Annotated in this window: 23 protein-coding genes; 6 read left to right on the top strand and 17 right to left on the bottom strand. The window is 63.1% G+C overall.

Translation table 11 applies throughout. The features are described 5' to 3' along the window. Positions 1-4: 4 nt before the first annotated feature. The 3 genes from ssuD to VH564_RS14985 all read right to left on the bottom strand — a co-directional run bounded on the left by ssuD (position 5) and on the right by VH564_RS14985 (position 3,323). The gene (gene ssuD / locus VH564_RS14995) at positions 5-1,180 is read right to left on the bottom strand and encodes an FMNH2-dependent alkanesulfonate monooxygenase (protein ID WP_423340647.1); all 1,176 of its coding nucleotides are present in this window, start codon (positions 1,178-1,180) and stop codon (positions 5-7) included. 34 nt (positions 1,181-1,214) lie between these two features. Then, on the bottom strand, positions 1,215-2,183 hold the full coding sequence (locus VH564_RS14990) for an aliphatic sulfonate ABC transporter substrate-binding protein (protein ID WP_423340646.1): 969 nt from the start codon (positions 2,181-2,183) through the stop codon (positions 1,215-1,217). A 171-nt stretch (positions 2,184-2,354) separates the two neighbouring features. Beyond that, positions 2,355-3,323 carry an aliphatic sulfonate ABC transporter substrate-binding protein gene (locus tag VH564_RS14985; protein ID WP_423340645.1) on the bottom strand — a complete coding sequence of 323 codons (969 nt, stop codon included), beginning with the start codon at positions 3,321-3,323 and terminating at the stop codon, positions 2,355-2,357. A gap of 227 nt (positions 3,324-3,550) precedes the next feature. Between VH564_RS14985 and VH564_RS14980 the strand changes: the two genes are divergently transcribed. Further along, entirely contained in the window at positions 3,551-4,423 is an 873-nt protein-coding gene (locus tag VH564_RS14980) for an NAD(P)-dependent oxidoreductase (protein ID WP_423340644.1), read from the top strand. Between the two features lie 105 nt (positions 4,424-4,528). Here the strand turns inward: VH564_RS14980 and VH564_RS14975 are convergent, their stop codons facing one another. The 3 genes from VH564_RS14975 to VH564_RS14965 all read right to left on the bottom strand — a co-directional run bounded on the left by VH564_RS14975 (position 4,529) and on the right by VH564_RS14965 (position 6,293). Beyond that, positions 4,529-5,017 carry an Lrp/AsnC family transcriptional regulator gene (locus VH564_RS14975; RefSeq protein WP_423340643.1) on the bottom strand — a complete coding sequence of 163 codons (489 nt, stop codon included), beginning with the start codon at positions 5,015-5,017 and terminating at the stop codon, positions 4,529-4,531. 68 nt (positions 5,018-5,085) lie between these two features. After that, entirely contained in the window at positions 5,086-5,727 is a 642-nt protein-coding gene (locus VH564_RS14970; protein WP_423340642.1) for a uracil-DNA glycosylase family protein, read from the bottom strand. Next, positions 5,724-6,293 carry a thermonuclease family protein gene (locus VH564_RS14965; RefSeq protein ID WP_423340829.1) on the bottom strand — a complete coding sequence of 190 codons (570 nt, stop codon included), beginning with the start codon at positions 6,291-6,293 and terminating at the stop codon, positions 5,724-5,726. The genes VH564_RS14970 and VH564_RS14965 overlap by 4 nt, the downstream gene beginning before the upstream one ends. A 120-nt stretch (positions 6,294-6,413) precedes the next feature. Here VH564_RS14965 and VH564_RS14960 point away from each other — a divergent pair, with 120 nt between their 5' ends. Further along, positions 6,414-7,940: a sensor histidine kinase gene (locus VH564_RS14960; RefSeq protein ID WP_423340641.1), complete on the top strand. Its 1,527-nt coding sequence runs from the start codon at positions 6,414-6,416 to the stop codon at positions 7,938-7,940. On the opposite strand, the gene VH564_RS14955 is transcribed toward VH564_RS14960, so the two are convergent. The 3 genes from VH564_RS14955 to cobT all read right to left on the bottom strand — a co-directional run bounded on the left by VH564_RS14955 (position 7,941) and on the right by cobT (position 10,664). Beyond that, positions 7,941-9,023, bottom strand: a complete 1,083-nt coding sequence (locus VH564_RS14955; protein ID WP_423340640.1) for a hypothetical protein — start codon at positions 9,021-9,023, stop codon at positions 7,941-7,943. A 114-nt stretch (positions 9,024-9,137) separates the two neighbouring features. Beyond that, complete coding sequence (locus VH564_RS14950; RefSeq protein WP_423340639.1) at positions 9,138-9,521, bottom strand: diacylglycerol kinase; 384 nt, start codon at positions 9,519-9,521, stop codon at positions 9,138-9,140. A 114-nt stretch (positions 9,522-9,635) separates the two neighbouring features. After that, positions 9,636-10,664 carry a nicotinate-nucleotide--dimethylbenzimidazole phosphoribosyltransferase gene (gene cobT, locus VH564_RS14945; RefSeq protein ID WP_423340638.1) on the bottom strand — a complete coding sequence of 343 codons (1,029 nt, stop codon included), beginning with the start codon at positions 10,662-10,664 and terminating at the stop codon, positions 9,636-9,638. 145 nt (positions 10,665-10,809) lie between these two features. Between cobT and VH564_RS14940 the strand changes: the two genes are divergently transcribed. From VH564_RS14940 to VH564_RS14930, 3 genes are read left to right on the top strand one after another with little or no spacing between them, the layout of a single operon-like run. Beyond that, positions 10,810-11,586: an adenosylcobinamide-GDP ribazoletransferase gene (locus VH564_RS14940; protein WP_423340828.1), complete on the top strand. Its 777-nt coding sequence runs from the start codon at positions 10,810-10,812 to the stop codon at positions 11,584-11,586. A gap of 18 nt (positions 11,587-11,604) precedes the next feature. Further along, complete coding sequence (locus VH564_RS14935; RefSeq protein WP_423340637.1) at positions 11,605-11,790, top strand: DUF1289 domain-containing protein; 186 nt, start codon at positions 11,605-11,607, stop codon at positions 11,788-11,790. Further along, positions 11,787-12,488, top strand: coding sequence for a retropepsin-like aspartic protease family protein (locus VH564_RS14930; protein WP_423340636.1), 702 nt, complete (start codon positions 11,787-11,789; stop codon positions 12,486-12,488). Before VH564_RS14935 ends, VH564_RS14930 begins: the two co-directional genes overlap by 4 nt. Before the next feature lie 32 nt (positions 12,489-12,520). Here VH564_RS14930 and VH564_RS14925 read toward each other — a convergent pair whose 3' ends face one another. From VH564_RS14925 to VH564_RS14905, 5 genes are all read right to left on the bottom strand, one after another. After that, a complete protein-coding gene (locus VH564_RS14925) occupies positions 12,521-13,240 on the bottom strand; it encodes a carbon-nitrogen hydrolase family protein (protein ID WP_423340635.1) in 720 nt (239 codons plus the stop codon). 84 nt (positions 13,241-13,324) lie between these two features. Next, complete coding sequence (locus VH564_RS14920; RefSeq protein ID WP_423340634.1) at positions 13,325-14,068, bottom strand: glycerophosphodiester phosphodiesterase; 744 nt, start codon at positions 14,066-14,068, stop codon at positions 13,325-13,327. Between the two features lie 83 nt (positions 14,069-14,151). Then, a complete protein-coding gene (locus VH564_RS14915; protein WP_423340633.1) occupies positions 14,152-14,913 on the bottom strand; it encodes an ABC transporter permease in 762 nt (253 codons plus the stop codon). Next, complete coding sequence (locus VH564_RS14910; RefSeq protein ID WP_423340632.1) at positions 14,910-15,836, bottom strand: ABC transporter ATP-binding protein; 927 nt, start codon at positions 15,834-15,836, stop codon at positions 14,910-14,912. Before VH564_RS14910 ends, VH564_RS14915 begins: the two co-directional genes overlap by 4 nt. A 183-nt stretch (positions 15,837-16,019) precedes the next feature. Continuing rightward, entirely contained in the window at positions 16,020-17,216 is a 1,197-nt protein-coding gene (locus VH564_RS14905; protein WP_423340631.1) for an extensin family protein, read from the bottom strand. A 183-nt stretch (positions 17,217-17,399) separates the two neighbouring features. Here VH564_RS14905 and VH564_RS14900 point away from each other — a divergent pair, with 183 nt between their 5' ends. After that, on the top strand, positions 17,400-17,789 hold the full coding sequence (locus tag VH564_RS14900) for an acyl-CoA thioesterase (RefSeq protein ID WP_423340630.1): 390 nt from the start codon (positions 17,400-17,402) through the stop codon (positions 17,787-17,789). A gap of 12 nt (positions 17,790-17,801) precedes the next feature. On the opposite strand, the gene VH564_RS14895 is transcribed toward VH564_RS14900, so the two are convergent. From VH564_RS14895 to VH564_RS14885, 3 genes are all read right to left on the bottom strand, one after another. Further along, the gene (locus VH564_RS14895; protein ID WP_423340629.1) at positions 17,802-18,989 is read right to left on the bottom strand and encodes an acyltransferase family protein; all 1,188 of its coding nucleotides are present in this window, start codon (positions 18,987-18,989) and stop codon (positions 17,802-17,804) included. 202 nt (positions 18,990-19,191) lie between these two features. After that, positions 19,192-20,358: a DUF1501 domain-containing protein gene (locus tag VH564_RS14890; RefSeq protein WP_423340628.1), complete on the bottom strand. Its 1,167-nt coding sequence runs from the start codon at positions 20,356-20,358 to the stop codon at positions 19,192-19,194. A gap of 10 nt (positions 20,359-20,368) precedes the next feature. Continuing rightward, a complete protein-coding gene (locus tag VH564_RS14885) occupies positions 20,369-22,090 on the bottom strand; it encodes a DUF1800 domain-containing protein (RefSeq protein WP_423340627.1) in 1,722 nt (573 codons plus the stop codon). Positions 22,091-22,113 lie beyond the last annotated feature (23 nt).

The raw sequence follows: 22,113 nt of genomic DNA, 5'->3' as shown, positions 1-22,113 counted from the left end.
CGGATCAGGATCCGGACACGACCTTCAGGTTGCCACCATGGCTGCCGCCGCCGAACACCTGGCGCTTGCCGAATTCGACATCGAAGCTGCCGCGCTGCAGTTCGCGGCCAAGCCCGAGTTCGGGGAAGAGCAATTCGGAAACGCGATAGGCCTCTTCGAGGTGCGGATAGCCGGAGCCGATCACCGTCTCGATGCCGATCTCCTGATATTCGCGCAGGCGGGCTGCAATCGTCTTCGGAGAGCCGACCAGCGCGGTGCCCGCGCCGGCGCGCACCAGGCCGACGCCGGCCCAGAGGTTCGGCGAGACTTCGAGATTGTCGCGGCGACCGCCATGCAGGGCGGCCATGCGCTTCTGTCCGACCGAATCCGATTCCTTGACGAAGCGCTCCTGGGCCTCGCGGATCGTGTCGTCGTCGAGCTGCGAAATCAGCCGGTCGGCAGCTGCCCAGGCCTCGTCGTCGGTCTCGCGGACGATGAAGTGGAGGCGAATGCCGAAGCTGACGTCGCGACCGGTGCGCTTGGCAGCCGCGCGGACCTTCTCGACCTTTTCAGCGACCTGCGCCGGGGGCTCGCCCCAGGTCAGGTATTTGTCCACCCGGCCGACGGCAAAATCGATGCCGGCATCCGAGGAGCCGCCGAAATAGAGCGGCGGACGCGGCGATTGCACCGGCGGCAGCGCCAGCCGGGCGCCCGTCGCCTTGATGAACTTGCCGTCGAGCGTCGACGTGCCCTTGGCCATCAGTTCCTCGAACACGTCGAAGAACTCATTGGCATGATCGTAGCGCTCGTCGTGCTTCAGGAAGATGCCGTCGCCGGCCAGTTCCGAAGGGCTGCCGCCGACCACGATGTTGAGCAGCAGGCGGCCGTGCGAGATGCGGTCGAGCGTCGAGGCGAGACGGGCATAATAAGCGGGCGACGCGGTGCCCGGACGAACGGCGACCAGGAACTTCAGCTTCTGCGTCTGGGTTGCAAGCGCGGCTGCCGTAACGAAGGATTCCTCGCAGGACACGCCTGTCGGCAGCAGCACGCCGGAAAAGCCGAGCCGGTCGACGGCCTGGGCGATCTGCGTGAGATAGCCGATATCCGTGTCACGGTTGAGGTCGGCCGAGCCGAGATAGCTGCCATCGCCGGAGGTCGGAATGAACCAGAGGAAGTCGATGGGCTTGGAAGTGTCGGTCATGTCATTTTCCCTTGTTCGTGGTCGCGGGGATCGATCAGCTGGCTTTCGGATGCCAGACGATGTCGCTGACCTTGAGCTTCTTCGGCACGATGCCGAGGCTGTAGAAATCGTCCGCCAGGGCCTGCTGGTAGGCGAGCGCCGCATCAGGCACGAGCGACACCTTGCCGAGGTCGGCCTTGCTGCGGGTCAGCGTGACGCGGGTAATCGGCTCCGGTACGCCGGTGATCTCGGCCAGCGCCGTCACCGTCGCGTCGAGATTGGCCTGCGCCGCTGCACCGACCTTGGCGAGCTCGTCGATGACATCGGCGATCACTTGCGGGTTCTTCGCGGTGAAGGCGCCGTTGCCGAGGAAATAGCCCCAGTTGTCGATGATCCCGTCCGAGGTTGTCAGCACCCGTGTCTGCGGGTCTGTCTCGGTCACGGCAAAATAGGGATCCCAGATTGCCCAGGCGTCGATGCTGCCGTTCTTGAAGGCAGCGGCGGCATCCGGTGGGGCGAGATCCACTTCGGTGATGTCGGCAACCGTCAGCCCGCCCTTGCGGAGAACCTGGATGGCGAAGTTATGGCCGCTGGAGCCGCGCTTGTAGGCGAGCTTCTTGCCCTTGAGGTCCTCGATCTTCTGGATCGGCGAATCCTTGTGCACGAGCAGGCCGTGGAAAGCGGCCGGCCCCTGATAGGCGCCAACATAGAGCAGGTCACGCCCGGCGGCCTGGGCAAACAGCGGCGGCACGTCGCCGGTGATGCCGAAATCGATGGCGCCGGCGCCGATCGCCTCCAGCAACGGCGGGCCCGAGGTGAACTCGTTCCACTCGACGGTCACACCCTTGTCCGCCAGGCGCTTTTCCAGCGCTCCGCTCTTCTTGGCGAGCGGCACCACGCCGAATTTCTGCCAGCCGATCCGGAGTGTTACGCCGGTGGCGGCCCTGGCATCCCGGACTTGCGGCAATATCGCCACGGAGGCGGCTGCACCGAAAAGCCCAAGCGTCTGTCTGCGGGTGATCATTGAAATGCCTCGTAAAAATCACAACCGGATCTCTGTCCGTTGCGTCAATAGTGTCATGGGGATCGGTAGAGATCGAAGCTGCGGATTTTGAACCGCAGCAGCTTGCTAGAATAATTTTGCTCGAATTGTCGGTTGAACAACGATCCGGCCTGCTTTCCGGTGACGCGAGGCTCAGCTCGCCTTCGGCCTCCAGACGATGTCGCCGACGTCGAGCTTCTTCGGCAAGATGCCCAGCGTGTAGAATTCGTCGGCCAAAGACTGCTGATAGGCGACCGCTGCATCTGTCATCGTCGAGACGCTGCCGAGATCGGAGCCCGGCCGGGTCAATGCTACCCGCGTGATATCGGCGGGCACGCCGGTGATTGCCGCCAGCGCTGCAATGGTATCGTCGAGCTTTCCCTGGGCTGCCGCGCCGACCTTGCCGAGTTCGTCGATCACAGTGGAGATGACGTCGGGGTTTTCCTTGGTGAAATCGTTGTTGGCGAGGAAAAAGGAGTAGCTGTCGACAATGCCCCGTGCGGTCGCCAGCACGCGGGTCTGCGGATCGGCTTCGGCAATCGCCAGATAGGGGTCCCAGATCGACCAGGCATCGATGCTGCCGGTCTTGAAGGCGGCGGCGGCATCCGGCGGCGAGAGATCGATCGGCTCGACATCGGCAGGCGTCAGCCCACCCGCCCGCAATGCCTTGACCGCGACGTTGTGGGCACTCGAACCACGCTTGAAAGCGAGCTTCTTGCCCTTCAGGTCAGCCAGCGACTTGATTGGAGAATCCGCCCGCACCAGGATTGCCGAGGCCTCCGGGCTCCCCCTGTAGAGACCGACATAGAGGAGATTGCCGTTCGCCGCCTGGGCGAAGAGCGGCGGCACGTCGCCCGTTGCACCGAAATCCAGCGCACCGGCACCGAGTGCTTCGAGCAATGGCGGACCGGACGTGAACTCCGACCACTCGACCGCAATGCCCTGCCCGGCCAGACGCTTCTCCAGCGCGCCGTTGCGCTTGGCAAGCGCCAGCACCCCGTTCTTCTGCCAGCCGATACGCAGATGCGTGGCGGTCGCGGCATTCGCCTGTCGGGCAAGCGGCAGGATTGCCGAAGCGGCGGCGGCTCCCAAGAGCCCCAATGTCTGTCTGCGCGAAATCATGCTGCGTCTCCCAGAGTTTTGGCTCGATTGCGATGCGTTAACACTGAAGAAGTCTAGGGATTAGATCGACAAAGGATTTTGTGAAATTCGGGCGCTTGCCGGAATGCGCTGCTGCGGAAACGACCATTCGCGAAATCGACAACCTCGACCCTTGCCAGGGCTTACGGCCTTTCCAGCTTTTCTGCTTTGGGCTAATGCTCTGGCGAAATCTGCAAAGGAATGCGCGAATGGCGAATGTCACCTTCATCGGCCTCGGGGTCATGGGATATCCGATGGCCGGCCATCTGATGGTCCAGGGCGGTCATGCCGTCACCGTCTACAATCGGACCGCTGCCAAGGCCGAGGCCTGGGTCAAGCAATATGGCGGCACGTCCGCTGCCACCCCGGCAGAGGCGTCAAGCACTGCCGACTTCGTCTTCACCTGCGTCGGCAACGACGACGACCTCCGTTCCGTCACGATCGGAAAGGACGGCGTGTTCTCCGGAATGAAGCCGGGCGCGATCCTGATCGACAACACCACCGCAAGCGCGGAAGTCGCCCGCGAACTCGATGCGGCAGCCAGAGCCAAGGGCTTCTATTTCATCGACGCGCCGGTCTCCGGCGGCCAGGCGGGTGCCGAAAACGGCGTGCTCACCGTGATGTGCGGCGGCGACGCTGCTGTCTTCGAGAAGGCAAAGCCAGTGATCGACGCCTATGCCCGCATGGTCGGACTGATGGGCGATGTCGGCGCCGGCCAGCTGACCAAGATGATCAACCAGATCTGCATCGCCGGCCTTGTCCAGGGTCTGGCGGAAGGCATCCATTTCGGCCAGAAGGCCGGCCTCGACATCGAGAAGGTCGTGGACGTCATTTCCAAGGGTGCCGCCGGCTCCTGGCAGATGGAAAACCGCCACAAGACGATGATGGCCGGGAAATACGATTTCGGCTTCGCCGTCGACTGGATGCGCAAGGATCTCGACATCGTGCTCAGCGAAGCGCGCCGCAACGGCGCTGCCCTGCCCGTCACAGCGCTGGTGGATCAGTTCTACGGAGAGGTGCAGGCGATGGGCGGGAAACGCTGGGACACGTCGTCCCTGCTGGCGCGTCTGGGCAAGAAGTAGCGTCGATCTCCGGGGAGGTCGGCGCTACCGTCCGCCTATCCTCAGGCGGCCGGGTGCCGCCTGTCAATGATAAAGCAAGCGGCCCGATGACAGGCCGCCCGCCAGTTACTCTTCGTTCGACTTGCCTGCGTCGAGAAGCATGTAGTCGAGCGGCAATTGCGTCGAGTACTTGATCTGCTCCATCGCGAAGACCGAAGATACGTCGCGGATTTCGATCTTGGCGATCATCCGCTTGTAGAAGGCGTCATAGGCCGCGATGTCGGGCACGACCACCCGCAAGAGGTAATCGACATCGCCGCTCATGCGGTAGAATTCCACAACTTCGGGAAACTCGCCGATCACTTCCGAGAAGCGCTTCAGCCATTCGATCGAATGGCTGGCGGTGCGGATCGACACGAAGACCGTGACCTTGGTGTTGACCTTGACCGGGTCGAGAAGCGCCACGCGGCGGCGGATGACGCCATCCTCTTCCATCTTCTGGATGCGGCGCCAGCAAGGAGTGGTCGAAAGGCCGACCTTCTTGGCAAGATCAGCGACTGCAAGCGTGGAATCTTCCTGCAGAAGGCGCAGGATCTTTCTATCGAGACGGTCCATCCCCAATGTCCTTGTTCGAAATATATTCTCTCTATAGCGCGATTCCGAGGGAAGAAAAGAAACTCGTTTCAGATTCCGAGGTTTTTCACCCGATTTCGCAGGACGGGCAGAAGTTCGGCCTCAAACCACGGATGGCGTTTCAGCCAGCCGCTGTTGCGCCAGCTCGGATGCGGCAGGGGCAGAACGGGCACCCCGTCATTGATCAAAAGATATTGCTTCCAGGCAGATACGGTCTCGGTCATGGACTTCCTGCGGGCTGGCCCCAGATGCCAGGCCTGGGCATATTGACCGATCGTCAGCACCAGTTCGATCTGCGGCATGGCGGCAAGCACCGTCGCCCGCCAGGTCGGCGCGCATTCGCGCCGGGGCGGAAGATCGCTGCCGGTGGCATCGTAGCCGGGAAAGCAAAAGCCCATGGGCAGGATGGCGAAGCGATCGCGGTCGTAGAAGGCGGCCCGATCGACGTCGAGCCATTGCCTCAGCCGGTCTCCCGAAGCATCGTCGAACGGCAGGCCGCTCTGGTGGACCCGCAGACCCGGCGCCTGCCCTGCGATCAGGATCCGCGCCTTGGATGAGATGATCGTCACCGGCCGCGGCTCATGGGGCAACCGGTCCTCCATACCCCGCGCCGGTGCGTCGCGGCAGATGCGACAGGCAGCGACACTCCGGCGCAGCGCCTGCAGCCCATCTTCCTCGGCAATCTCGGTCATGGCCAGCCGATCCACCCGCGGATGGTGTCGCCAACGGCCGCCAAGGGGTCATCTCCGCGCCGGGCTGTCACTCCGCCGTCCCGCCTGTAGTCGCGCGGCCGCTCGAAGCTGCCGGCCCAGAGCCCGACCTTTGCCGCCTTCGCCACCGCCTCGTCCGCCTGGTATTCGCCATAGGAAACGGCCATGCCGCGCCGGACCATTTCCCTGTTGACCTCCAACCCGCCGGCCACGCATGTCACCAGCAACCGGTCGTAGCGATCCCTTTGTCCGCCCCGACATTCGGCGCGCCCGCCGGGCAGCAACTGGCCCAGCGCCGCGCGCGCCGCGACGCCGCAATCCCAGGACAGTCCTTCACGCCGGCACTGCTGCCGCAGCTCGGGCGCGTCGATGCCCCGCAGCCGAAACCGCTGCTCGCCGCTGGCAAGGCTGTATCCGTCGATGACAGAAAATCTTTCGAATGAAAGGGTTTCCACCGGCTTGTTCAACTTCCATGCGAGCAATCCCAGAAGCGCCAGAAAAGCAAACGTCATGAAGCTATCGCGCGCCAGTCCGCCCGACCGCGCCACCTTTCCGCCTTTTTCCAAAACAACTCCTTCCCGAAGATGGCAAACAAATCCTTGCCTGGCAGCATCTTTTTAAGGATTGCCGCATACTCTCTCGGCATCTGCAGAACAAGTATCGCGCACATGAGTACCGGCGTCAGCATATCATCAGACAAGATCATTGTGGATCGGTCCCGCCAGCATCGCAACAAGGCGGTGTCGAAGGCCGTGCGGCAGACCCGCGAGCGTTTGCAATCCGGTCATGTCGGTAGTTTCGACCGCGAATTGCTGACGATGTATATAATGAACATGCTGCAGGGTGCCAGCCTGGTACCGCTCTTCGTCGTGGTCGTCGCGGCCCTCGGCGTCTGCGTTACCCAGGACATCGCCATCGTCGCCTGGGCGCTGCTGACGCTCAGCATCCATGCCGTCAACCTGATCCTCGGCAAGCGTGCCAGCCGGCAGCAGATCACCGTCGAAAGCGCTCAGACCTGGCGCCGCATCCTGCTCTGCGGCCAGGTCTTCCTCGGCTGCTGCTGGGCTCTTTTCGCGCTGAACGGTTGCGCCACCTGCACCGGCGAAAGCTTCCTGCTCTACAAGGGCGCGACCCTGCTCGTTGCGCTCTGCGTGATGGCCATGTCGAACTTCCTGTTGCCCCGAAGCGTGCTTTACGCCTTCGCGCCGGCTGTCGCGGCTCTCTGCCTCCGGGCCTTCGTGACGCGGGACATTCTCGATGTCAGCCTGGCCTCCACCTTTGCCGCCGCCGTGCTGTTCTTCGTCTTCATTGGCGACCGGATCTTTCAATTCAACGTCAAGATCCTGTCTTTCCAGTCCGAGAAGGACGACCTGATCGCCGAGCTCGAGGTCGCGAAGGCGATGTCGGACGAAGCCCGCCGGCGCGCCGAGGAGGCCAATCTGGCAAAGTCGCGCTTCCTCGCCTCGATGTCCCACGAGCTGCGCACCCCGCTTAACGCCATCCTCGGCTTTTCCGAGGTGATGTCGGCCGAGGTGATGGGGCCGCTCAACAACCCGACCTACAAGGAATACACCGACGACATTCACAGCTCCGGCCAGCACCTGCTCAACCTGATCAACGAAATCCTCGACCTCTCGCGCATCGAGGCGGGCAAATACGACCTCAGCGAGGAAGCCATCTCGGTGCTCGATGTCGCCGAGGACTGCATCGGCATGGTGCAGCTAAGGGCGCGCGGCAAGAACATTTCGATCCTGCAGCAATTCGAGGGATCGCTGCCATCGGTCTGGGCCGACGAGAAGTCGCTCCGCCAGGTCATCCTCAACCTCCTGTCGAATGCCGTTAAATTCACCCCACAGGGCGGCGAAGTCATGGTCAAGGTTGGCTGGACCTCGAGCGGCGGCCAATACGTATCGATCAAGGATAACGGCCCGGGCATTCCGGAAGAGGAAATCCCGATCGTGCTCTCGGCCTTCGGACAGGGATCGATCGCGATCAAGAGCGCCGAACAGGGGACCGGCCTCGGACTGCCGATCGTCCAGGCGATCCTTGCCAAGCATGACGGTCAGTTCGTCCTCAAGTCGAAGCTGCGCGAAGGCACCGAAGCCATCGCCATCCTCCCCGCCAAACGCGTTCTCCAGACGCTGCCAGCGGAGAAGACGATGCCCGTCGACAGGAAGCGCAAGAGCTTCGCCTGATCAGGGGTTGAGGGACAGTATCCGACGCATATCGTCGTCATCCGCAAAGTCTTGAAGATCGTTATCCCTACCATTCGGATCTAGCAGCATTGTCAGGCGCTTCTTGTATTTTGGGTCGAGGCGAACAGCCTGTCGTGCGGCGTCCAAAACTGCGTTTCGGATTGTCCTGAGATCGTCAGCAGAAGAACCCTTGAGCTTAAGTTGATGATGCTTCTGCCCGAGAGCAGCGCACATCAGGAACCAATACTTTGGTAGCTTTGCCGCACTTGTACCTGCAATTGTATTCCCAATGGCGATTGCCTTCTCATAGCCATCCTTTTCGTAAAGCAGATTGAAGATGACATCCAAACTTTCATTGACGGAAAGACTCGCCGCACCAGCAGCATACGTCATTGAGGGACTTTCTGAAGCCTGGGCGAGCTGCGCTGCGGCTTCCTGAACCTCCGGCTGCCCGACCTTCAGCAGTTCCTGTCCAGGCTCCCCCCTCTCTCCAAAAACCTCCTCAACATGTTGAAAAAGTGGAGAAAGGTAGATGCGCGTATAAAGATATAAGAAAACGAAGCCGCTGACGATGCCAAAGATGAGAAGGAACGGCCCCACGACGGGCAAAGCGCCAGCATGAGACGTCGACCCAGTACCGAACACCTTGGCATGGCTTGCGAGAAAGTCGGCGAACATTTGAAATTTGGCGCCCAAAAGCGTCAACTGAGACAGTCCCACCCCGACCAACATTGTCGTCAGCCACTCTGAGATGCGCTCAAGATTGGTATTGGAAGCCAAAAGGCGGGCCCGCCGAGGGTCCTCTGATTTCACCGGTTTCGCTTGTCGCCCTTCGTCGCCCACTGCCTCCTTTGTCAGGATCCGAGGCACTGAGAACAAGAAACCGAGGAAGCCTCCAACCGCAACACCCGCTCCGAGAATAGATCCACCTATCCCTATAGCTGCCGCCCACCCACTGAATTGCGAAAGAATGAGTGAAATCAAAACAGCAAACATTGCCGTCAAACCGACACGCGCTAAGAACCCTGCGTGTTTATCTCTTTGAAGGGCGCTTCGATCTTCTTGGCTATTGACGAACATCACTTCTGTTTCCCCACCAAGTTCTGAACTTACGGAGAATTACGAAGAAATCAACACCCTAGATTGTAGGTAGTAGGTGCGTTGCTACATACCAAAAGTATGCATTATTCCGAGCTATCAAACCAGATAGAAATGCGCAAAGACCGTAAACGCCAGATGCAGGCCGCAGGCAAGGAGCATGCAGAATACCGCGAAGGAACCGAGGTCCTTGGCGTGCTTGCCGACGATCGACATCTCAGGTGAGATCCGGTCGATCACCTCTTCCACCGCCGTGTTCAAGGCCTCGGCCGCAAACAGGCCCAGAAACAGCAGGATCGAGACGAGGATATCACCGAGCCCGACACCGGTGGCGACGAGGATGATCTGCGCGACGGCGAAGAACAGCAGCTCCTGGCGAAACGCCGCCTCCCGCACGAGGCGGCGGAAACCGCCCCACGAATAGCCGGCGGCAGCGAAGAAGTGTCGGACGCCGGTTTCCTTGGTGACTGCTGATTTCGACAATGTCTGGTCCCCGCGCCTCTGGCGTTTGAGGCCTTGCGCATACAGAACCCAGGAACACAATTCAAGTGAGGGCGAGCCGGCCCTGGGCCGACCCGCCGTTGCCCAAGCGCAGATTTAGTGCGTGTGGCCGTGTCCGTCGTTGACGCCAGCGGCGGCAAAGGTTGCCATGCCGGAATGGCAGGCGGCGGCGGCCTTGACGATGCCGGCCGCAAGGGCTGCGCCCGTACCCTCGCCAAGCCGCATGCCCAGCGCCAGCAGCGGCGTCTTGCCGAGCTTCTCGATGGCTTTGAGATGGCCGGGCTCGCCGGAGACATGGCCGATCAGGCAGTGGTCGAGGGCTGCGGGATTGGCAGCCTTGAGAACGGCGGCGGCTGCTGTCGCGACATAGCCGTCAATGATGACCGGTATCCGCTCGACACGGGCAGCCAAAATGGCGCCGGCTATTGCGGCGATTTCGCGACCACCGAGGCGCCGAAGGATCTCGAGCGGGTCGGACAGATGGTCGCGGTGCAGCGCCACCGCCTTTTCGACCACCGCGATCTTCCGCTGCAGCATCTCGCCCTGGGAGCCCGTGCCCGGTCCGACCCATTCCTCGGCCGAGCCGCCATAGAGCGCATAGTTGATAGCAGCAGCGATGGTGGTGTTGCCGATGCCCATCTCGCCGATGCAGAGGAGATCCGTGCCGCCGGCAATGGCCTCCATGCCGAAGGCCATGGTTGCCGCACAGTCGCGTTCCGACAAGGCCGCCTCCTCGGTGATATCGCCGGTCGGATAATCCAGCGCCAGGTCGAAGACCTTCAGCCCGAGATCGTAGGCAACGCAGATCTGGTTGATCGCCGCCCCGCCGGCCGAGAAATTCTCGACCATCTGCTGGGTCACCTCAGGCGGAAAGGGCGTGATGCCCTGGCGCGCCACACCGTGGTTGCCGGCGAAGATCGCCACCAGCGGCCGGGTGATCGACGGCTTGCGGCCGCTCCAGGCAGCCAGCCAGAAGGCGATCTCCTCGAGCCGCCCGAGGGAGCCCGGGGGCTTGGTCAGATGCTTGTCGCGCTCGCGGGCATCGACAAGCGCGCGCTGGTCCGGGCCCGGCAGATCGCGCAACAGCGCCCGGAAATCGTCGAAGGGAAGGCCGCTGACGCTCATTCTGGTGGTTCCTTGTCTTTTAGTCGCAAATCGGCTTTTTTGCTGGACGACTCTCATACTGACGGAAGCCCAGGCGAACAACCGCAAAAGCGTCGTCCGGGAGCCGCAGCACAAAGGATAGGCCGCCATCACCCGCTTTGCCGGCATCACCGCCTACGCACTCGATACTGCCCGTGCCATCGGCTTCCTCAGTCGCATCCGCATGCCCTCGGCGGTCTTTGCCGGCGATGACGGCAATCTTGCCCGCGTGGCCCGCGCCTTCCCGCTCGCCGGGGCGCTGATCGCTTTGCCCGCCGCGCTCCTGTTCGGACTGCTGGCGGCTGCGGGCGTCGATCCGCTGCTGGTTGCGCTGCTGACGCTCACGGTACAGACGATGATCTCCGGCGCCCTGCACGAGGACGGTCTCAGCGACACCGCCGATGGGCTTGGCGGCGGCAGAGATGCCGCCAAGGCGCTCGCCATCATGAAGGACAGCCGGATCGGCACCTATGGCGCCATCGCGCTCATCCTCTCCTTTGCCCTTCGTGCCGCGGCGCTTGCCGCTATCGCCCGCGGCCTCCCGCCGGTGCCAGCAGCGCTGACCTTGCCGGCAGCCTATGCGCTCAGCCGCGCAGCCCTCGTCTGGCACTGGCATGTTCTGCCGCTCGCCCGGCCCGATGGTGTCGCTGCCGCAGCCGGGCGGCCGCATACCTGGCCGGCCCTCGTCGCCCTCGTCGGCGGCATCGCCATATCGGCCTTGCTCCTCTGGCCGAACCTGTCGACGATCGCTTATCTGGACGTGCTGGCGCTGTCGGCGGTCGCAACCCTCGCCTTCACCGCCTATGTCAAAAAGCGTCTGTCCGGCCATACCGGAGACACCATCGGCGCCACCCAGCAGATTTCCGAAATCGCCATATTCTGCGCTCTTGCCATGGCCGTCTGAACACCCGATATGGAGCGCATGCAAAGTCCCTGTGTCCTCATCTGCCGTATCGACGCCGACAGCGATCTGTGCCTCGGCTGCGGCCGCACGCTCACCGAAATCGCCGGCTGGTCGCAATATGACGACGGGGAGCGCAGCGAGATCATGACGCGGCTACCGGCAAGGCTGGCCGAACTCCGACCCACCCTGGACGCCGGCGAATGAGCCGCCTCACCGTCTTTCTCGGCATCCTCGCCATCGGCCTGGCGCTGCTGGTGTTCAATCACGATAGCGGCACCACCTTCGGCATCGACAATGACGATTTCGGTCGCATGGTCTATCTGCTGCCGATCTCGCTGATGCTGGCGGCCGGCATCTGGGCGAGCCGCCGCAATGTCAGCGAGACGCTGCGAAACCTGTTCATCTGGCTGGTCATCCTGCTGGGGCTGGCGACCGCCTTTGTCTACCGCGGGGATGCCGCTGATGTCGGCAACCGCCTGATGGCCGGCCTGCTCCCGGGCCACGCCTTCGTCGTCACGACAAGCGAGGGCGGCCAGGAGGTGATCCTCCACAAGCGGCTGAATGGCCATTTCGAGGCCGACGTGACGATCAACGGCCACCGCATCAACATGCTGGTCGACACCGGCGCGAGCCTGCTGGCCCTCACCCAGGCCGACGCCAGGCGCATCGGCCTCGACCCGGACAGCATGACCTACGGGATGACGATCATGACCGCCAACGGCCGTGGCCGGGCGGCGCCGGTGATGCTGAAGACGGTCGGCATAGGCCCGATCGACCGCCAGAATGTCAGCGCCGCCGTCGCCGAGGCCGGCAAGCTCGACCAGAGCCTGCTCGGCATGACCTTCCTCGAAACCCTCGGCTCGATGCAGATGCAGACAGACGAACTCAGGCTTCGGGACTGATCGGAGCGCCGCAGATTGGAAGATCCGGCTCGTTACGCGATATCGAACACCAGCATCGTCTCCACCCCTTCTGCAGCCTGGGCCACGACGGTCCCGGCTGGATCAACAACGGCGGTGCAGCCGAAGCTCGTCCAGCCGTCGGCGCCGTCGCCTGTCACGTCCGCAGACACGACCCACGCATGGTTATCGCGGGCGCAATTGCGCAAGGCTTCCAGCGCCGGTTCGCGCCACAAAGGCGCCTTCTCGCGTCGCAGCATCATGTTCAGCGGGCAGCAGATCAACCCGGCCCCTTGCTCGACCAGCGCGGCAGACGCATCGGGGCGGCGCAGGTCGCTGCAGATATTGATGCCGAAGGTGAAACCCGCGCGATGCCAGACGGGAAATCCCGACCCAGGCGTGCAGCCGTCCTCGAAGGGATTGATCTTCGCATAGACACCCGTCACCTGCCCCGCTTCCACCAGCATGGCGCTATTGTGGATGCTCTCGCCGCGCCGCTCGAAGAGGCCGATTACGGCTGATGCTCGCACAGACGACAGGCCCTTCAGCATCTCCAGCAGAGCGGGATCGTCGATGGCCATCGCCAGCCTCTCGACCAGATCACGGTCGTAGCTGTGGCCCTGCAGAAAACATTCGGGAAAGACGGCGAGATCGGCGCCTTTTTCGTCGGCTGCCAGGAGGTCGCTGTGGATCACCTCGATCGCCGAGCGGACATCGTCGAAGACCGCGAAACGCTGGAAGGCGGCAATTCTCATCTCTGCTCCCTCCGGCGCAGTCGGGCTTTCGGTTCGCTTTAGGTCCCGGCCCGACGCCTGAAGGCCGCGGCTGCGGTTTTCGACTCATGCGGTCAACAGTCGAGGATCGTCCAGCATGATGGCATCAAGGGCAAGCTCGCGGATCTTCGCAAGCCCATCGGCATCCACCTGCCCAACGGGGAAGGCTGGATATTCCGGCAGCGGCTCGTTGCGCGGCTGTCCGACCATCACCACGACCTTCATTCCGGCCTGGCGCGCCAGGGCGACGCGGTCGGCCGTCAATTCACCCTGCCAGAAACGGAACCCGTCGGCACCGGCTGCAGCCGCTTCGATCTCGGCATCGGCGTCCGGCAGAAGCGCGAGTATGCCGATCCGAGGGCCCAAGGAACGGGCAACCGTGATGTGGGTCAGATGGCGCAGGCCGAGCATCGTCCGCTCCAAGGCCCCGCCGGCCTCGACGGCTTCAATGATTTCGGCGAGACAGCTTTCATCGGGCAGTTTGACGTCGAGCAGCAGCCCAAGCGGTGCGGACGCGGCAATTGCCGCCTCCAGCGTCAGCAGGCCGGGAACAAGCGCCTGAAGCGCCGCAAGGTCGAGCTCGGCCACCTCCCGTGGATCGCCGCAAAGCCGTTGGAGATCGGCATCGTGCAGGCAGACGAGCGCGCCATCGGCGCTGCGGCGAACGTCGGTCTCGACCGCGTCCGCGCGCGCGTCCAGGGCCGCGCGGAAGGCCTGAGCAGTGTTTTCCGGCCCCAGCGCCGCGCCGCCGCGATGGGCGATGACGAACGTCTTTGCCGGTGACGCTTCCGTCCAGCAGGTCGATATCATCCGCGTCTCCAATCGCAGGCCAGGAACAGCTGTTCTCTAGCCCGCATTTGTATCGAAGATGCGACGGGGAGCGCTTTGGGAAATCAGTTTCTGAGCCGATAGCCGGTGCGGAAGATCCAGTAGACGGTGGTCAGGCAGATCGCCAGGAAGAACAGCACCATGCCGAGGCTGATCAATGGGTTGACGTCGGCGATGCCGTAAAAGCTCCAGCGGAAGCCGCTGACGAGGTAGAGCACTGGATTGAAGTGGCTGACCGCCTGCCAGACCGGCGGCAGCATGCTGATCGAATAGAAGCTGCCACCGAGGAAGGTCAAAGGCGGGACGACCAGCATCGGGATGAGGTTGAGCTGCTCGAAGTTCTTTGCCCAGATGCCGATGATGAAGCCGAAGAGGCTGAAGGTGATTGCCGTCAGCACGAAGAACAGCACCATCATGAAGGGATGCATGATCGTCACATGGACGAAGAAATTGGCGGTCAGCAGGATGATCGCGCCGATCAGCAAGCCCTTGGTCGCGGCCGCCCCGACATAGCCGAGCACAATTTCGGTCATGGCGACAGGTGCCGACAGCACCTCGTAGATGGTGCCGACGAACTTCGGGAAATAGATGCCGAAGGAGCCGTTGGTGATGCACTGGCTGAGCAGCGTCAGCATGATCAGGCCGGGGGTGATGAAGGCGCCATAGGAAATGCCATCGACCTCCTGGATGCGCGAGCCGACGGCTGCGCCAAAGACGATGAAATAGAGCGACGTCGAGATGACCGGCGAGACCACGCTCTGCAGCAGCGTGCGGCGCGTGCGGGCCATTTCGAACATGTAGATGGCTTTGACGGCCTCGAAATTCATTGATCGTCTCCGACGAGCTGGACGAAAATATCCTCGAGCGAGCTTTGCCGCGTCGAAAGGTCCTTGAAGGTGATGCCGGCTGCGTTGAGGTCGGTCAGCAGCGCGGCGATGTCGCCCTGGCCCCCACCGGCATCGAATTCGCGGATCAGGGACGCGCCGCCGGCACCGATGGTGAGCCCCCGTCCTTCAAGCGCCGGTGGGAGTCCTGTGATCGGCGTGGTCAGGTCGAGGATGAGCTGCTTTCGGCCGAGCTTGGCCATCAACGCGGTCTTCTCCTCCAGCAGCAGCAGCCGACCACCGTTGATGACGCCGACGCGATCGGCGATCTCCTCGGCTTCCTCGATATAGTGGGTGGTCAGGATGATGGTGACGCCCTTCTGGCGCAGCTTTTCGACCACCTGCCACATGTCCTTGCGCAAGGTCACGTCGACGCCGGCGGTCGGCTCGTCGAGAAACAGGATCTGCGGCTCGTGGCTAAGCGCCTTGGCGATGAGAACCCGCCGCTTCATGCCGCCCGAGAGTTCGCGCAGCGTGTTGTCGCGCTTGTCCCACAGCGACAGGTCGCGCAGAACCCGCTCGATATGGGCCGGGTCGGCCTTCTTGCCGTAGAGGCCACGCGAAAAGCTTACCGTGTTGAAGACCGTCTCGAACTGGTCGGTGGTCAGTTCCTGCGGCACGAGCCCGATCAGCGACCGGGTGGCGCGGAAGTCCTTGACGACGTCGTGGCCATCGACAAGCACTGTACCGCCGCTTGGATTGGCGATGCCGCAGACGATGGAGATCATCGTCGTCTTGCCGGCACCGTTCGGTCCGAGCAGCGCCAGGATTTCGCCCTTCTGGATGTCGAGGTCGATACCCTTCAGCGCTTGAAACCCATTGCCATAGGTTTTGGTGAGATTACGGATGGATACGATCGGGGGCATGGGCGCGGACGGGCTCTTGGATTATTTTTTCAGCAACAGCCCGCTATATAACCTCACCTTTGTCGTTTGCCAGAGTGTCAAGCACGAACAATCTATTCGCGATATGCGACCGCTCCAATCGCCCGCGCATTCAAAAGTCAGATTACCGATGGATCGTGATCGCGCTGCCGGGACCGTCATGGCTCAGTTGCAATAGCGTCGGCCGCCCTTGCGCTCGCGCAGGTCGAAGTGGAAGTGGTTCCAGTGCTCCTTGTTGCTGCCGGGCCCCATTACCGTGTCGAAATAGTTGCAACTGTCACTGCGCACCGCCTTCAGCAGCGCACCCTCGCGGAAGGAAAATAGTCCCTTCTTGCGGATGTCGATCGCATGGCCGTTCTTCAAGACAAACTTGCCGACGTCGATGGCATTGCCATGGGCGTGTTCGGACATCGGGTTGTAGCGCTGAGCGCTGTTGTTCATCCGCCGGCAGGAGTAGCCGCCGAGCGGGATGATCGTCGAGATACCCGAGAGGTAGCGAAGCCGGGCGGAAGGCGCGAGCTCGTTCTTGACCCATTTGGCAAAGGCGAGCGTCACCTGGCAATTCAGCGTGACGGCAGGCCGCACCGCGATGTTTCCCGACAGCCCGCGCAACGATACCGGATATGGGACTTGGCAGGCTGCGCCCTGGGAAATCGCCGGCTTGTCCTGGAAGACGACGCCGAGCTGCCGCAGTTGCTGGCGACACTGCAGCTCCGAGTTCGGCATGGCGGCGGATAGCGGCGGCGGTGCCGGCGGCGCGTCATATTGCGGTTCGCTCGACGCCATCGGGTTTTGCGCACGCGGCAGCATCGCCACCTGCTGCCCCTGAACCCGAGGCAACCGCGATTGCGGCGCGCGCGTCTCGGCGCTGGTGAGCATCATCGATCGGTTCGACTGGACCGGATTGTCGGTACCGATGCCGTCCACCACAGGCTCTTCCGACTGACCCTCGGCGATATTCTGTTCTTCCTCCTGGGCAAGCCCGACAATCGGCTGCGACGCGCCGCCGACGCCGAGTTCGGCATCCATGTTGACGCCTTCCGAAGCGGACGGCGCGCTTGCCGTCGCCGCGACGTCTTCTCCGCCCGATGCGGCGGGTACGCGCCCGCTGCTGACCCGACCGGTATCGGCAAGGTTCGGCGTGTCGAGATAATCGACGGAGGCCGTACTCACCGGTTTGGTGGTGGTCTGGTAGGAATACTGCGCCTGAGGCGCGACCGCGCGGCGCGGCTGGATCGAACTGACGCGCGTGGTCCTGTCGACGCTTGCCGGCGGTACCAGGCTTTCCGCCGAGCAGGCAACCAGGGCCGAAGACAGCAGGACGGGGAAAAAAGCCCGCCGGAGAAAGGGATAATACGCCATACAGTCACCACTTCCGCCGCCGCGAGCGATCGGCAATTCCGTTCAAATTTAAGCAATATTGGTGAATGAAAGCTTAGCGCCGGCAATCGCCCCGGATCCGCACAGGAAATACGACGGCCCCCTTTTGCAATCGCGATGATTTGCCCTAGGGTGACGACCACAACAAGGCCAGGAGCGACCAAGATGAACGACACCGCCAAGCCGTTAGGCGAACTGACGCTGCGCACGCTGGCGATGCCCGCCGATGCCAATCCCGCCGGCGATATCTTCGGCGGCTGGGTCATGGCGCAGATGGACTTGGCAAGCGGCATTCGCGCCGCCGAACGGGCCCGGGGCCGCGTCGTCACCGCCGCCGTCAAGGAGATGGCCTTCCAGCTGCCGGTCAAGATTGGCGACACGCTCAGCATCTACACCCATATCACCCGAGTCGGCACGACCTCGATCACGCTGCTGATCGAAGCCTGGGCGCAGCGCTCCCGCTACGAGAAGATGGAGAAGGTCACCGAGGGCACCTTCATCATGGTGGCGCTGGCCGAGGACGGCAAGCCGAAGCCGGTCCCAGCCCTGGACTGAAGCCCCCCTGGGTCAGCCGGGCGGCGAAGAGCTGCCGGCAACCATGGGGATCGTAACCGACGGTCTGCGAGAGGTCAGCAGCCGCAAGGTCCGGCGCTGGATTTCATAGGTCGCGGCGCAACCGACGGCCGTGACGCCGATAATGAGCGCAAACGACCCCGCGCCCAGACCATAGGTCTGCTGCAGCCAGTAGGCGAAGAGCAGCAGGATCGTCTGGTGCATGACGTAGTAGCTGAGCATCGCCCCGTTGAGGTAGCTGATCACGCGGTGCGGCCGCTTGATCGCCATGCGGCAGACACCGAGGATCGCGACGATCGTCGACCATTGATAGGCCGAGCGCACGATCCTGCCGACGATGAGGATGCCGGTGCCGCCGCTGCGATTGGGGAAGACCAGGAACAGGCCGATCATCACCGTCAGCGACAGGCCGGCAATCAGCGCCGCCTGACCGCGGCGCGCGACCATGGCGTCCCAGAATTGCCTGTTGTCGGCGATCAGGTAGCCGAACAGAAAGAAGCTGAAATAGACGAGATGGGTATACCAGTCCTGACTGACGGAGAGCGATTCGCCGAAGATCGGATAGAGGCAGAGCCGCAGCGCCGCCAGGTATAGGACCGGCCAGATCAGCACGCCGGAGCCGCGCAACACTAGTGCGCTCGCTGCCTCGATCCTCGCCAGTTGGCCGCCGCCGAGGGCAACCGCCAGCGTCAGCAGGAAGGTATAGACCCAGAGATAGGCAATGAACCAAAGATGCTCCAGGCTGAGCGGCGAGATGGGCGCTCCGTCGCGCCCGGCGATCGAGCCGAAGCGCAGACATGTCAGCCAGAAGTCGAGATAGGACATGTTCAGGCCGAACATCGCCGTGGCAGCGACGTAGATCTGCGGTGGTACGATGACGAAGATCCCGAACAGCAGAGGCGGAATGAGCTGGCGCGAGCGCATGCCGCGAATAGCCGCTGGCGACAGGCGCTTGGCCAGCATGGCCGTGGTGATGCCCGAGATCATGAACAGCAGGCTGATGCGCCAGGGGTGCAGGACAAGCGAGATGACATCGAAGGCTCGGCTGGGGCTATCCGTATGCACCAGCCAGGCCCTTGTCCCGAAGACGAGACCGGCGTGATAGACGATCAGCAGGCCGAAGAGCCCGACCCTGATGAAATCCAGGTCATGACGACGCGTATCTTCGCCCTTCTCTGCCATGCCCTCACACCCCGATGGCAGCAAGATAAATACAACCATCCTCTAATATAAGAACGATTTCCTGCAATCAGAGGTTATGGAAAAGGCGTTAACGAGGGGTAAATGGAGGTGTATCCCCACCAGAGCATTGGCTCTGGTGGTTCGACTGCATTGATCTAGAAGACTGCCGCCGGCTCGGTGCCACTGCGCTCGCGCGCAACACCTAGACCTTCAGGAACTGCGATCCCTTGCTAAAATCCAGTCCCGGGAAGATCTTCGCTGTAAGGTCGCCCGGGGGGACGTCGAATTGCTTGTAGAGCATGGCGGCGGCCACTTCCCGCACGTCGGCAGTGGGCATCAGGTCGCGGTCGTCGAGCAACTGGTGATCGCCGATGCCGGGCCATCTGCCAAGCACCCTGCCGCCCGCAATCGCGCCACCGGCAAGCAGGCAACAACCGCCCGTGCCGTGGTCGGTGCCGCCCGAGCCATTCTGGCGGACGGTGCGGCCGAATTCGGTCATGGCCAACACGACAGTCGTCTTCCAGACCTCGGGCCCGAGCGTGTTCTTGAGCGTGAGGATGGCCTCGGTCAGATCGCCGGCGGCCTTCTTGAACTGGTTGACCTGCTGGACATGGGTATCCCAGCCATTGATGGAGAAGCTGGCGATGCGGTAATCGCGCAGCAGCATCTTGCCGGCCAGCGAGGCGATGTCGGCGATCTGCTCGCCGCGCTTGGTGCCCGGTGCCATCCCCATCTCTGCCGCCTGGTCGGCGCGGGTCGCCTCGTCCATCGCCTTGGCGAAGACGGGATCGTTGGCATAGAGACGCTTCAGGAACTGCGCCTCGTCGGCACCCGTGCCGAGCGTCGAGTCCGAGGCCCAGACATCGGCGATGTTCGGGCCAGAGAGGATCAGCTCCGTCGAGGTGTTGATGTCGATCGCCTTGCGCGCCGTCGAGCGCGGAATGACGGCCAGCGCCCGGTTCAGCCATCCGGTCTTTTCCTCGGCGACATGATCGCCACCGGATTCCAGCATGTCCTGTCCGTCGAAATGGCTGCGGGCGTCCCGATAGGGCGTCGAGACGGCATGCACGAAGGCGAGCTCTTTCAGCTGCCACAGGGGCATCAGCCCGGCGGCGGCGGGATGCAGGCCGAAGAATCCGTCGAGGTCGAGCAAACCCTGATCCGGCCGCATGGCGATGTCGGGCCTGAGGGCGGCGAACGCCGCCTCGCCGTGGGGCTGCACCAGATCCAGCCCGTCCATTGCGCCGCGCAGAACGATGGTGACGAACCTGTTGTCGCCGGGCATCGCCGCGAAGCTGAGCGGGGTGAAGACCGGGGCTGCCGCCAGGCAGCAGGCGGAGGCGAGAAAGCTTCGGCGAGAAATGGACATGGTCCTGCTCCTAGCGTCTGTTGAAGTCTGGCGAGGCAAGCACCAGCATCAGCCCCGTCACCCGGCTCGGTGCCTGCGACACGACGCGGATGGTGTCTTCGCGCGCCGCATCGCCGAGCGTATCCCTCAGAAACTGTCGGGGGTCGGTCTGCTTGCCATAGCGTCCGATCGCGCGCCGCGACCACGCCAGCCGCTCCGACAGGGTGCTGGCATTGATCCAGGCGTCGAAATTTTCGGGAAAGCCGGCAGGGCTCGAAGGCTGCCAGACCGGCTGCCCCATGCGCCGGAGCGCATAGACCCCAAGGCCTGATGGCACATAGAAAATGGCCTCCAGCGCCGCCTGCTCCTGCTTGCGCCTTAGCACTTCCGCAGCAGGGTCACCGACCGGTGATAACGCTGTTCCAGCCGTCATCGTTGCACCTATGGGCGCCCTCGCATCGTGTTTTGCCGCGTCCATAGCGGCAGGCGCTGGCATTGCTGCCGCAGCATTGCCGTCGTGGCCCGCATTGCCAGCCGGCACCGGCACGGCGCGGCTATCGGCAGCCATGGGCGCGGCGCTTCCTGCCGGCGGTGCGGAGGATGGGGGCGGAGCAGTCGGTGCCGGCGAGGCCGCCGGACCTTCCATCCCCGGCCCGACATCAGCGACCGTCAGGCTTTGCGTGGCGGCGCTGTCGGCCAGCGGATTTTTCGGCAGGTTCAGGGCGCGCAGCCCCGCCACGACGAAATCGAACGGGGAACGAGCCTTGGCGCCCTCGCCGCTCCAGGCGTCGGGATGATCGAGCATCGTCGCATAGACCGCGGAAAGGTCGCCCTTGGTGTTGTTCCAGCAATCGGCCATGACGTCGATCATGGGCTGCGGCGGCTGGTCGGCGATGAAGTGCGCGACCAGCTTGCGACAGATATGCTGGGCGGTCTTCGGATGGAGGGCGAGATTGTCGAGCATGGCGAGATAATCGGCCTCGCTGCGCGGCTTTGCGCCATAGCTGACACCGAGCACGGCGTGGCTTCCCGGCTCCGACATTCCCGGCTTGAACTCCGCCGTCAGCCCCTGTCGATCGAGCGCGATACCGGTCAACACCATGGCGGCCGATCGCACGTCGGTCTGGCTATAGCCGCTGCCGGCGCCGAGCGTATGCAGCTCGATCAGCTCGCGTGCCAGGTTTTCGTTCAGCCCCTTTTTCTGCTTGAGGCCTGCAGGCGAATCCGGGCCGATCGACTGCGCCTGGTCGAGATAGATCAGCATCGCCGGATGCCGGGTCACGGCTTTCAGCAGCTCCGGAAAAGGCTTGCCGATATTCGGCCGGATCGCCTCTGCCTCGAACAGCGGCACGATCAGCCGCATCTGCTGGGTCTTCTGCAGGCTGACGGAGAAATGGTTGACCCAGAAACTGGCCAGCCGCTCGTAGAAGCCGTTCGGCGAGAACACCGCCTGGGCGATGCGGGCATCGATGTCGCGCTGGGACATCTCCCCCAGGCGCCGATACATGGCATTTTCCGCAGCCCGCTTGTCGGGATCGGCCGCATTGCCCTTGCGGATGGCCTGCAAGGCGTCCGCAGCGTCGGCGATGGCCTTGCGGCGGGCCTCGATGCCGCCGATCGGAAACAGCGGCGCACTGGCCGCACCGCCCCGGACCTGTTCGAGCAAGGCGCGCTTGTCGGAAGGAACTGGCTCGCCGGGCTTGAAACCGTAGCCGAACCGGATTGCCGCCATCGTTTGGAAGGAAACGCTCATCGCCGCTGCCCTATCTCTTCGAG

The organism is Rhizobium sp. HT1-10 (genome assembly GCF_049472505.1).
Classification (GTDB): Bacteria; Pseudomonadota; Alphaproteobacteria; order Rhizobiales; family Rhizobiaceae; genus Rhizobium.
This window is presented reverse-complemented; position numbering and strand designations above follow the sequence as displayed.

Excerpts from the sequence above, each read along its gene's own strand:
- ssuD (WP_423340647.1), bottom strand. The coding sequence starts at position 1,180 with ATGACCGACACTTCCAAGCCCATCGACTTCCTCTGGTTCATTCCGACC.
- VH564_RS14990 (WP_423340646.1), bottom strand. The coding sequence starts at position 2,183 with ATGATCACCCGCAGACAGACGCTTGGGCTTTTCGGTGCAGCCGCCTCC.
- VH564_RS14985 (WP_423340645.1), bottom strand. The coding sequence starts at position 3,323 with ATGATTTCGCGCAGACAGACATTGGGGCTCTTGGGAGCCGCCGCCGCT.
- VH564_RS14980 (WP_423340644.1), top strand. The coding sequence starts at position 3,551 with ATGGCGAATGTCACCTTCATCGGCCTCGGGGTCATGGGATATCCGATG.
- VH564_RS14975 (WP_423340643.1), bottom strand. The coding sequence starts at position 5,017 with ATGGACCGTCTCGATAGAAAGATCCTGCGCCTTCTGCAGGAAGATTCC.
- VH564_RS14970 (WP_423340642.1), bottom strand. The coding sequence starts at position 5,727 with ATGACCGAGATTGCCGAGGAAGATGGGCTGCAGGCGCTGCGCCGGAGT.
- VH564_RS14960 (WP_423340641.1), top strand. The coding sequence starts at position 6,414 with ATGAGTACCGGCGTCAGCATATCATCAGACAAGATCATTGTGGATCGG.
- cobT (WP_423340638.1), bottom strand. The coding sequence starts at position 10,664 with ATGAGCGTCAGCGGCCTTCCCTTCGACGATTTCCGGGCGCTGTTGCGC.
- VH564_RS14935 (WP_423340637.1), top strand. The coding sequence starts at position 11,605 with ATGCAAAGTCCCTGTGTCCTCATCTGCCGTATCGACGCCGACAGCGAT.
- VH564_RS14930 (WP_423340636.1), top strand. The coding sequence starts at position 11,787 with ATGAGCCGCCTCACCGTCTTTCTCGGCATCCTCGCCATCGGCCTGGCG.
- VH564_RS14925 (WP_423340635.1), bottom strand. The coding sequence starts at position 13,240 with ATGAGAATTGCCGCCTTCCAGCGTTTCGCGGTCTTCGACGATGTCCGC.
- VH564_RS14920 (WP_423340634.1), bottom strand. The coding sequence starts at position 14,068 with ATGATATCGACCTGCTGGACGGAAGCGTCACCGGCAAAGACGTTCGTC.
- VH564_RS14915 (WP_423340633.1), bottom strand. The coding sequence starts at position 14,913 with ATGAATTTCGAGGCCGTCAAAGCCATCTACATGTTCGAAATGGCCCGC.
- VH564_RS14910 (WP_423340632.1), bottom strand. The coding sequence starts at position 15,836 with ATGCCCCCGATCGTATCCATCCGTAATCTCACCAAAACCTATGGCAAT.
- VH564_RS14905 (WP_423340631.1), bottom strand. The coding sequence starts at position 17,216 with ATGGCGTATTATCCCTTTCTCCGGCGGGCTTTTTTCCCCGTCCTGCTG.
- VH564_RS14900 (WP_423340630.1), top strand. The coding sequence starts at position 17,400 with ATGAACGACACCGCCAAGCCGTTAGGCGAACTGACGCTGCGCACGCTG.
- VH564_RS14895 (WP_423340629.1), bottom strand. The coding sequence starts at position 18,989 with ATGGCAGAGAAGGGCGAAGATACGCGTCGTCATGACCTGGATTTCATC.
- VH564_RS14890 (WP_423340628.1), bottom strand. The coding sequence starts at position 20,358 with ATGTCCATTTCTCGCCGAAGCTTTCTCGCCTCCGCCTGCTGCCTGGCG.
- VH564_RS14885 (WP_423340627.1), bottom strand. The coding sequence starts at position 22,090 with ATGAGCGTTTCCTTCCAAACGATGGCGGCAATCCGGTTCGGCTACGGT.